General features: G+C 33.6%; 6 protein-coding genes. 3 read left to right on the top strand and 3 right to left on the bottom strand.

Annotated elements, in window-relative coordinates:
* Positions 1-928, top strand: a 928-nt coding sequence (locus ACOYLP_RS08255; protein ID WP_422855703.1) for a glycoside hydrolase family 1 protein, incomplete at its 5' end; no start/stop codon positions are given.
* 238 nt (positions 929-1,166) lie between these two features.
* Entirely contained in the window at positions 1,167-5,117 is a 3,951-nt protein-coding gene (locus tag ACOYLP_RS08250; RefSeq protein ID WP_422855702.1) for a T9SS type A sorting domain-containing protein, read from the top strand.
* Positions 5,118-5,301: 184 nt separating this feature from the next.
* Here the strand turns inward: ACOYLP_RS08250 and ACOYLP_RS08245 are convergent, their stop codons facing one another.
* From ACOYLP_RS08245 to pyrH, 3 genes are all read right to left on the bottom strand, one after another.
* Entirely contained in the window at positions 5,302-7,788 is a 2,487-nt protein-coding gene (locus ACOYLP_RS08245; RefSeq protein WP_422855701.1) for a DUF5686 family protein, read from the bottom strand.
* A gap of 93 nt (positions 7,789-7,881) precedes the next feature.
* On the bottom strand, positions 7,882-8,442 hold the full coding sequence (gene frr, locus ACOYLP_RS08240) for a ribosome recycling factor (protein ID WP_422855700.1): 561 nt from the start codon (positions 8,440-8,442) through the stop codon (positions 7,882-7,884).
* A 47-nt stretch (positions 8,443-8,489) separates the two neighbouring features.
* A complete protein-coding gene (gene pyrH / locus ACOYLP_RS08235) occupies positions 8,490-9,197 on the bottom strand; it encodes a UMP kinase (protein ID WP_422855704.1) in 708 nt (235 codons plus the stop codon).
* A gap of 277 nt (positions 9,198-9,474) precedes the next feature.
* Here pyrH and ACOYLP_RS08230 point away from each other — a divergent pair, with 277 nt between their 5' ends.
* Positions 9,475-10,098, top strand: coding sequence for a thioredoxin family protein (locus tag ACOYLP_RS08230; RefSeq protein ID WP_422855699.1), 624 nt, complete (start codon positions 9,475-9,477; stop codon positions 10,096-10,098).
* Positions 10,099-10,156 lie beyond the last annotated feature (58 nt).

The raw sequence follows: 10,156 nt of genomic DNA, 5'->3' as shown, positions 1-10,156 counted from the left end.
CCGAGAAATAATATCATGGTTTGAAGAATATGTAAAAGTTTGCATAAATGCATTTGGTCAGAAAGTAAAGAATTGGATAGTTCTCAATGAACCTTCAGTATTTACTGGTGCCGGATATTTTTTAGGGATACATGCTCCAGGTAGAAAAGGTATGAACAACTTTCTTCCGGCTATGCATCATGCATTACTTTGTCAAGCTATTGGTTTTAACACCATAAAAGAAAAATTTCCCGAAGCTTGTGTAGGCACAACATATTCATGTACTTATGTTACTCCTAAAACGTATTCTGAAAAAGATTTAAAAGCAACAGAACGAGTTGATGCACTAATTAACAGAGCTTTCATTGAACCTACACTTGGATTAGGTTATCCTATAAAAGCAATCCCTTTTTTAAAGCATATTGCTAAACATTTTTTACCTGGTGATGAGGAATTATTAAAAGTTAATTTTGATTTCATTGGTTTACAAAACTATACTCGTGAGGTAATTGCACATAATACCTATGTTCCCTACATCAATGCAAAATTAATTCCTGCCAAAAAAAGAAATGTTGATTATACATTGATGAATTGGGAAATATATCCAAAATCTATATACTATCTAATTTTAAAGTTTAGTAAATATGCTGGAGTGAAGAAAATAATTATTACCGAAAATGGCGCGTCTTTTTTTGATGAATTTAAACATAATATGTTTGATGATAAAGAACGTATTGAATATATAAAATCGTATTTGCATCAAGTTTTATTGGCTAAACAAAATGGGGGAAAAGTGGAAGGTTATTTTATATGGTCATTAACCGATAATTTTGAATGGGCAGAAGGCTACAAACAACGTTTTGGATTAGTTTACATTGATTATGAAACACAAAAAAGAACCATTAAAAACTCTGGATATTGGTACCAAGAATTTTTAAAAAAGGATTAGACATCATTTTCATTTTTATGATGCTGTTAACAAATTTTACTTTGACCAACTTCGGAAATCATTATCTATAGTTGCTTAATATTTAGTTAACATCTAATTTAACAATAGTTTACAAACACTTCGCTTTAAGAAACTATTTTTTAACCTAAAAATTATTTTTATTTAATTTCCTATTTACATCTAGTTGTTTTACTGGTTTTAAGTTTGCCATGTTTAACATTTAAAACAAATCAAACAAATGAAAAAAAATTATTTTATTGCTATTTTGGCTTTAGTAGTCAATTTCGCAATTGCTCAAATTGAGCCAACATCGTATCGTGGTGCTTTCGCAGCATCACCAACTGCTCCTTGGACAGACTCTTGGACAGAGTTTGATCCACAAAACGCAAATTACACTTCAACAAAACCTGTTGTAGTAATTTCAGCTGATATTACAGCGAACACTACTTGGAGTGCAAACAATGTTTATGAGTTAAATGGTACTATTTTCGTGAGAAATAATGCTACTTTAACTATTCCTGCAGGTACACTTATTAAAAGTAATGCAACTGCAGCTTCTTTAATTGTTACTAGAGGAGCTAAATTAAATGCTATTGGAACTGCTTCTTCTCCAATTGTATTTACTTCAAAAAATGCTGCTGGTTCAAGAAACAGAGGTGACTGGGGAGGAATTGTTCTTCTTGGAAAGGGAAGATATAACATCAATAATGGTGTAAACTATATCGAGGGAATTTCTCAAACAGTAGAAACCCAATTTGGAGGAGGTTTAACTCCAATAAATGATGACAACTCAGGAACATTAAAATATGTTAGAATTGAATATGCTGGTTACGTATTTTCTCCAAACAATGAGCTTAATGGTTTAACTATGGGAGCTTGTGGTAGTGGTACTACTATTGATTATGTTCAAGTTTCTTATTCTAATGATGACTCATTCGAATGGTTTGGTGGTTCAGTTGACTGTAAACACTTAGTAGCTTTAGCTGGATTAGATGATGATTTTGATACTGATAATGGATACAACGGTAGAGTACAATTTGGTTTATCAATCAAAGATCCAAGTGGATTTGATATTTCTACATCAGAGTGTTTTGAATCAGACAACAGTGCTGGAACAGGTGCTAATGTTGGTAATGCAACAACTGATGCTTGGAAAACAAGTGCTATTTTTACAAACTTTACTTGTTTAGGCCCAGTTTACAGAGCTACATTAACTACTCCTGCAACTTCTGTAAATAATTTACATGATAAAGCAGCAAGATTAAGAAGAGCTACTCAATTAAAAGTATTCAACTCTTTGTTTTTAGATTTTAGAAGAGGTCTTCAATTTGAAAATGATTCTGTGACTAACTTCACTACAGGTAACACAACAATATGGCAAAATAATATTATTGCTGGTAGTACACCTATCATTAGTTCTACAACTGCTATTGCAGACAAATATACTGCTGGTAGTAACTCATCTTTAGCTGGCACAACAACAACAACTGCAGCTACAGGTACTTCTTTAATTTTAGTAAACCCTTACCCAGCAAATTCAGGCAGTACTACTCCTCCTGGTTATACAGGTTTAGATTACAGACCAGGAACTGATTCTCCAGCTTTATCAGGTGCTTCTTTTACTAATGCTGCTTTCACAGGAATATTAACACAAGTTGAAACTGCTAGTCCAATCGTAACAACTCCAATCAATTATTGTAAAGGTGCAGTTGCAGCTACATTAACTGCAATTAATGCTCCTGGAACAACTTTAAGATGGTATACTGCTTTAACTGGTGGAACAGCAGCACTTGTTCCTCCTACTGTAGCAACAACAACAGTTGGTACTAAAACGTATTATGTTACTCAATTTAATGCTACTACTGGTGTTGAGAGCACTCCTCGTACTGCTATTGTGGTTAATACATTGGCTACTCCAGCTGTGGCTTTAGGAACCATTACTAATGGTACTGGAACTGCCGCTATTACTGCTATTGGTCAATATGTTGGTACTACAACTGAAGTAACTTATAGAGTACCTCTTTCAACAGAGCTTGGAGTTACAAGTTATGTTTGGACTTTGCCTTTAGGTGTAAATAGTGTTAGTCAAACTACTGATACAACACATGCTTATCTAACAGTTAATTTCAATAATGTTCCTGCTGGTGCAGAAACTTATGGAACTATTGGTGTTCAAGCAGTGAACGAAGCTGGTTGTAGAGGTGTTGTAAAAACAGTTGCTTTAACAAAAGCTTTACCTGCTGCTCCTGCCGCAATTACAATGACAAATGGTACAACTACTACAGCAATCACAACTTTTGCTCCTTATATGGGAACAAATACTGTGTTAACTTTAACTCCTACGGCTGTTCCAGTTGCAACTTCTTATGTATGGGAATTGCCAACTGGTGTTAATCCAGTTTTAGGAACTGTAGTTTCTACAACCGTTAGATTATATGCGGTTTATCCATTCTTAACTACAATTAGTTCAGCTCCAACTGCTGTTGGAAATGTATACTATAGAGTGACTGAAACTGTTTACAGTAGTGGAATAGTGACACAAACAGCTACAAGATCTGTTGTTGGTGGAACTTTAGCAAATGGTGTAGCGGTTACTGCTGTAAATAATGCACCAGTTACTAACTTAACTAATGAAGGTGCAACCATTAACCCTGCTTTCCCTATTCTTTCAACAAGTAGTACTTCATCTGCAATTCAAGTTGATTTTGCAGGAGTTACAAGCGCAAATACATTTAATTATTCAACAACTGCTGCTGTTCCAGTCTCTACTAATGTATTGCGAATAGGAGTTAAATCTAGAAATGGTGTTGGTGTTTCTACTACACCTAACACTACTCTAGTAAATCCAACAACTACTTCAACAGCAAAACTGTTAACATTAACAGCAATTGCGCCAGCAGCTCCGGCAACTGTAAAATTAACTAATCCTGCATTAACAGGTACAGCAGCTACAACTGCTATAACAATTATCAGTAAATATATTGGTACAAATACATCACTTTTGTTGTCTGCAACAGCTTCTCCTTTAGCTTCTTCTTATGAGTGGGAATTACCTACATGGGTTAATGTTGTGTCAGGAAATCCTTTAACAGATAGAGAAATAACAGTTAATTTTGCTGGAAACATAAATGCTGCAGCGCCTGCTGGAGTTACTTCATACTATTTTGGTGTAAGAGCTAAAAACGGTATTGGTTATTCAGTAACTAATAATGCAACATTGACTCCAGTAACAACTTCAACTGCTAAGTTATTAAAAGTTACTACAAGTTTACCTGCTATTGTTGCTACAGTTACAGGTCAGATAGTATCATTGTGTGGTGGACCATATTCGTATACAATGACAGCTTCACCTTTGGCTAATTCTTATTTAATCACTGCTCCAACAAATGCTGTAGTTACATCAGCGTCTAATTTGTCTAACAATTCAAATGTATTAACAACAAGTGATTTGACATTTAGTGTAACATACCCAGCTGGATTTACAGTTACTACTACCACCGCAGCTGCTGAAAAATCTTTAGTGATTACTTCAGTGAACGGTGTTGGTAATAGTTCAACAAATAAAGTATTAGCTTTAACCACTGCATTAGGTGCTGTAGGTGCTCATACTAATTCATATGTTAATCCTAATACAGGAGTTACAGGAGCTACATTATTTGGAAAATGTGCAATACAAACAATAGCAGTACCAGAGGTACCATATGCAACATCATATGTTTGGACACTTCCAAATGGAGCTACAGGGACTTCAAATACAAGAACAATTGATATTGATTTTGCTGCAGTTGCAACACCAACATTGACTACAAAAGTAACGGTTAAAGTAAAAGCATTCAATGGATGTGTATATAGTGCTGAGAAATCTATACTATTAACTTTTGATGGAATTACTTTTTGCCCAGATGTTAGAATGGCCAGTAATTCAGTGTCTTTAGATGCCTCACAAATTTATCCAAACCCAACATCGGATAACTTTAACATTGATTTGACATCAAGTATTAGTTCAGAGGTTTTAGTTACAATTTATTCTATGAACGGATCAGTTGTTAAAACAAATAAAATTGAATTAAATCAAGGATTAAATACAATCAACGAAGATATCACATCTTTAAGTTCAGGTATTTATTTTGTTAGATTGGTTAACGAATCTAATAACGAAACAATCGTTAGAAAATTAGTTAAGAGATAAGATAAGATTTCATACTATAATTTTATCTAGGAAGCTGTCATTTATGACAGCTTCCTTTTTTTATAGAACTTTAGTAAAAATAAAAAATACATTACAAGTATTAATTGTTTTTCAAATACTATCAATTTATATATTGTATTATCAGTAATGTTTAAGCAAAACTAAATAATACTTTTGGATATGATTAAAACCCAAAATCAAAAACAAAACTTAATTTGACCGCTAAGTTATCTTCAAAACGAGGCAATTGGTTTGGACCATATCTGTAAAAACTTGTCAATCCAAATCCTTTGTAAATTTGATTTAATTCAATGCCTGATTCAAAGAACCCACGATCTAGAGTTTTGTATTGAACTCCGATATGACGTTCGGGATGTTTTAGGTTTCCCCATGCCATTCGTGTTACCAAAACTAATGAAGGCTTCACTTTTTTGAACAACTCAATTCTTTTGAGCCCGTGTTTGAATTGAAGTATCACAAACTCACTCGAGAAAAACTCATTGAAATACATAGTTTCAAAGCTATTTTTCCCGGCAATGGTTATTCTTTGCAAAAGAATATCCTTGTTTAAATTATTAGGAGAAGTATTGTATAAATGGGTCAAGGGAAGCACACCAAAAACATAGCCAGCCTGAAATAAAATACTCGATTTCTGTCCGTTTAAATATTTTTTTTCATACTCAATTCGGGTATCAATTTTTCCGAAATCAAAATCATTGGCAAAGAAATTAGGCAATGACTTGGTAAACTGAAACGAAAACTTTGGGTATCTTTTTTCAAATTCAATTTTACCACCTGGCGTCTGCATATAATCACTAAAAGGATTCCATTGTATGGAAACCATAGCGGTCGACATCGCAAAATCGCGATATAAATTATTGTTGTAATTGAAAGTATAATTAAATAAAGGCTGGATTTCACTATGGGTAAATTGCCAAATAGTTTCTGTTTTTGGGATAATTTTAGTTTCTATATAACCCCGCCAGGATTTATAATTGTAAAACGTGCTTATGTTAATGGGTCTCGGGTCATAAATTTTGAAAACTCTTTTATCTGTTGCAAAACTAGTACTCGCAATCTCCCGAACATCATCAGTGAAAGAACCACCAATCCAGGTGTTGGAAAAATTTCCAATTCTGACTGCACTTCCTAAATTGTATTTAAAGTTTTCATCTTTCAATCCATATGCGGTATAACCTTCAAATCGCAGTTTTTTAGAAAAAGTATCGTTAGTAATACCACCAATTCCGATCCTAAATCCCTCAAAATTATTATAACTTAAAAGATAACGTAAATCAAAATCAATCGGCCCAAAGGGCAAATAACCATTGATAATTTTTCGGCCAAATTTGATTTTTTTCTCGATATTTTCTTTGGTTACAATACTATCCAAAACAACATAGGTTCTTTCACTTCTCAGGTCTAAACTATCAGCTCTGTTTTGATTCCAAAAAGCATCATCTCTTTTGTTAGCATTGTCTTTAACTTCAATAGCAACGGAAGATTTTTTAATTTTCAAATTGTTATTCACAACTAAATTAAAAGCTTGCATTTCGGAAGAAAGATAAGTGAAATCGGAAGCCACTTTCTTTGAATTACTGTCATCATTTTCAGCAGCAAATTCAATTCGGCCTCCCAAAATAGCTGTAGGTTCTTTGCTTTTTCCTTTAACAATTTTAAAGTTTTTTCGAATGGGAAACCAAACTTTTTCTTCTGGCAAATAAGTGAATTCGTGAATTCCGGTAATGTCTAAGACACCACGAATCCGCATCACAGCTTTAACTATTGCGTAGTTTTCTTCATCAACATAAAGCAATCCTTCCAAACCTTTGTTGCTAATTTTATTTTTGAAATAAAGTACTATTACAGCCCGCTTATCGATGGAAGTTGTATCAAGAATTTTATAGCGATATTCTTTGAGCGCTGTATTTGAAATTGGGCTTTTGTACTTGGTTTCAAAGAGTTCATATTTGTCATCATAAATAGAAAACGATTGCAGATTGAAGCCCAGAAGTTCGTAGATAGGTTCTTTAAAACCCGCCATTTTGGTACCCAAAATAGTTTCTTTGAGCATTGGTTTTTCAAACTGAAATTGAGATACTTTCTCAGTTAGAAATAAATGCTGCTTGTCGATTATTTTCTTGAATTTGTAATCAGAAGAATCAATTTTAGCAATTTTATCTCTGGTAACAGCATTCACAAAAACAGTATCAATTTTTCCAACGATTGAATCCGGATTGGCGGTCACGAGTAGTTTGCTATAGGATTTGAATTGAAAAGTTTGCAGTTTTTTTTGTGGATTGTTATGCTGTTTTTCTTGGATAACTTTGGAGATAACGGCATTGGCCGGATTTACATTTGAAATGGTTACTTCATTTAACGCATCAATTTTTGGCAAAAGATAGAGTGTAGAATAGGACTTTATTTCAAATAATGAAATGGTTTTTGATTCATAACCAATATAGGACACTGTTAATGTTTCAGATTGTGATGCTAAAACGAAATTAAATTTTCCATCAACATCGGCTATGGTAGAAAAACCAGTTTCGGATTTAATGGTTGCAAACGGAAGTGCTTTTTTTGTTTCAGAATCTTTAATAATTCCATTGACTTGAAATTGTGCTTGGAGCGACAGCGTGAAGAATAAAAATAATAGAAATAGTCGCTTCATTTGAAAGTAATTGGCAAAAAACATTTGACAAAAATAGGAATAAAAAAATCCGTCTTGATGTATCAGGACGGATTTAATGTTGAATTAACAACCTTACACTTTCATGATTTCGGCTTCTTTGGTTGCCAAATGTTCATCTACTTTTCGGATAAAACTATCTGTTAATTTTTGAATATCGTCTTCAGCTGTTTTACAAACATCTTCTGAAGTTCCTTCTTTTTCTAATTTTTTGATATCAGTATTGGCATCTTTACGCGCATTTCGTATACTGATTTTAGCATCTTCCGCTTCAGCTTTTGCCTGCTTCACCAAGTCGCGTCTTCTTTCTTCTGTTAAAGGCGGAACACTTATGATTATGTTCTCACCATTATTCATTGGGTTGAAACCTAGATTTGCCACCATAATTGCTTTTTCAATGGTTTGCAACATGCTTTTTTCATAAGGATGAATGGTGATCGTTCTGGCATCGGGAACATTCACGTTGGAAACTTGCGATAGCGGTGTTTGAGAACCATAATAGTCAACAAAAACGCTTCCCAACATTTGTGGAGATGCTTTTCCGGCGCGTATATTTAAAAATTCTTTTTCTAAATGTGCAATAGAACCAACCATCGATTCTTTTGTACTGTCTAAAATAAATTCAATTTCTTCCATTTTTTAGGTTTATGGTTTTGGGTTAATGATAAACTATAAACAACAAACTATATCTTAACTATAGTTCCAACATTTTCACCATTGCAAATTTTCAACAAATTTCCTTTTTTATTCATATCAAAAACCACAATTGGCAATGCGTTTTCCTGGCTTAAAGTAAATGCTGTTGAATCCATTACGTTTAGTCCTTTTTTGATAACATCATCGAAAGTAATGTTTTCGAATTTTACTGCATTTGGATTTTTTTCAGGATCAGCATCATAAATTCCATCAACGCGTGTTCCTTTCAATATTACATCAGCATGCACTTCAACGCCACGAAGAACTGCAGCTGTATCAGTAGTAAAATAAGGGTTTCCTGTTCCGGCACCAAAAATAACAATTCTCCCTTTTTCAAGATGGCGTACGGCTCTTCTTTTAATATATGGCTCAGCAATCGCTTCAATTTTTAAAGCTGTTTGTAAACGAGTCAACATTCCTTTGTCTTCTAATGCTCCTTGCAAAGCCATTCCGTTGATAACCGTTGCTAACATTCCCATATAATCGCCTTGAACTCTATCCATACCATTACTGGCTCCAGCAATTCCTCTAAAAATGTTTCCACCACCAATAACGATGGCTATTTCAACACCTTTATCATGAATTTCTTTAATCTCATCAGCATATTCAGCAAGACGTTTTGGATCAATTCCATACTGTCTGTCGCCCATTAAAGCTTCACCACTTAGTTTTAGAAGAATTCTTTTGTATTTCATTCCAGTTAATATTTGTTTAATTGGAGTCATGCTATCGCTTTCGCTCAAGTCATTGCTCTTTAATATTGTTTTTATCGGTACAATGCTGTCGCCCTATCGGGCTCGAGTCATTTATTCTGAATTTAGTTCTGAATATCTTTTGTGAGATTCAGTTCAGGTGCTGCAAATATAAACATATTCTCTTTTTTTATAGTATTTGACAAAAAGAATGTTGCCAAACAATTGTCATGTTTTTTATCTAAAGTGTTTTGTAACTTCGCGGTATCAAAAAGCAATTATGAAATCCATTATAGAAAATAGCCTTTTGCAAAGTCATAGTTATGTTGACTATAGAAATCATATCAAGGATTTATTGAAGGAAGGGAAATCAACCGGAAAAGAACAATCGGAAGCATTGACACATTATAGTGAACTGAACGAAGCCAGAATGAATCGTTTAGAAAAAACAGTAAATATTTCAACCGAAATTATTCAGAAATTAAATCAACTAAATGGAGATTATGTCTGGTTAGTTATTTCTGAAGGTTGGTGTGGAGATGCCGCTCAAGTACTCCCAGTGATTTATCAAATGGTAGAGGTTTCTAATAAAATAAATTTAAAAATTGTTTTTCGCGATGAAAATGAAGATTTGATGAATCTTTTTTTATCCAATGGAACTAAGTCAATTCCAAAGTTGATTATTTTGGATAAAAATACTTTAGAAGTTTTAGGCGATTTTGGGCCCAGACCCATTGGAGCAAAACAATTAATTCTTGATTACAAATCCAAACACGGAATAGTTGACGAAACCGCTAAAACGAATTTGCAATTATGGTATTTGCATGATAAAGGATTTTCGATCCAAAAGGAAATATTAGATTTGAAGTTTGGGAAATTCCTCCGAAAGGTAAGGAAGAAGTAAAGAAAGTAAAGAGTAAAGTAACTAAGAAACAAACTAAAAAGTAATTCCAAATTTATTC

Source organism: Flavobacterium sp. (assembly GCF_049318325.1).
Taxonomy (GTDB): domain Bacteria; phylum Bacteroidota; class Bacteroidia; order Flavobacteriales; family Flavobacteriaceae; genus Flavobacterium.
Note: the sequence above shows the minus strand (reverse complement) of the source record. Positions and strands in the feature narration are given on the sequence as shown.